Raw genomic sequence first — 1,100 nt, 5'->3', positions numbered from 1 at the left:
GCGGTCGTCACCGGGACGGGCCGTGACGAGCTGATCGAGGGCCTACGCGCCCTGGCCCAGGACGAGACGCGCCCGGGTGTGGTGTGTCCGGGGATGGCTGCCGACGCCTCCGGGCGGACGGCGTTCCTCTTCTCCGGCCAGGGTTCGCAGCGCGCCGGGGCCGGCGCCGGGCTGTACGCCGCTGAGCCGGTGTTCAAGGCGGCGGTCGATGAAGCCTGCCAACACCTCGACCCCCTGCTGGGCCGGTCGCTGGTGGAGCTCATGTGCGCCGAGCCGGGCACTGAGGCGGCCAGGCTGCTGGACCACACCTACTACACCCAGCCCGCACTGTTCGCCCTCCACCTGGGTCTGTACCGCCTCCTGGAGCATCACGGCCTCAAGCCCGACTTTCTGGCGGGGCACTCGGTGGGGGAGATCAGCGCTGCCCACTGCGCGGGGGTCTTCTCCCTCGCGGATGCCGCACGCCTGATCGTCAAGCGGGCAGAGCTGATGGGGCAGCTGCCTCCCGGCGCGATGGCCAGCATCCAAGCCACCGCAGACGAACTCACCCCCCACCTGACGGACCAAGTGTGTGTCGCGGCGTACAACACCCCCCGCCACACCGTCATCTCCGGCGATCCGGACGCTGTCGCGGACATCGTGGAGGCGTTCACGGCTCAGGGGCGGAGGGTGAAGAGGCTCGCGACCGAGCATGCTTTCCACTCCCCTCACACCGAGTCGGTCCTGGACGCGTTCCGGGAGGCGGCCGAGCAAGTCACCTACCACCCGCCACACACCCCGCTCATTTCCAACCTCACCGGCCAGCCTGCCGAGACTGATCAGGTCACGACCCCCGCCTACTGGAGCGCACACATCCGCCAGCCTGTGCGGTTCGCGGACATGCTCACCACCCTCGCGGGGGCCGGCACAAACACCTACCTCGACATCGGGCCCACCCCCACCCTCGCCCCACTGGTCCACCACACCCTCAGCGACGGCGCCGACAACAACAGCGACGCTGAAACAGATACCCCCACCGTCCTCACCACCCTCCACCCCGACCACCACGACACCCACGCCCTCACCACCACCCTCGCCCACGCCCACACCACCACCCACCC

General features: G+C 69.8%; 1 protein-coding gene. It reads left to right on the top strand.

The window, feature by feature from the left end:
- A partial coding sequence (locus tag DQ392_RS00065) for an acyltransferase domain-containing protein (protein ID WP_114013356.1) occupies nt 1-1,100 on the top strand: 1,100 nt, incomplete at both ends.

Origin of the sequence: Streptomyces reniochalinae, assembly GCF_003323735.1 — a bacterium.
In the GTDB taxonomy this organism is placed as follows: Bacteria; Actinomycetota; Actinomycetes; order Streptomycetales; family Streptomycetaceae; genus Streptomyces; species Streptomyces reniochalinae.
Note: the sequence above shows the minus strand (reverse complement) of the source record. Positions and strands in the feature narration are given on the sequence as shown.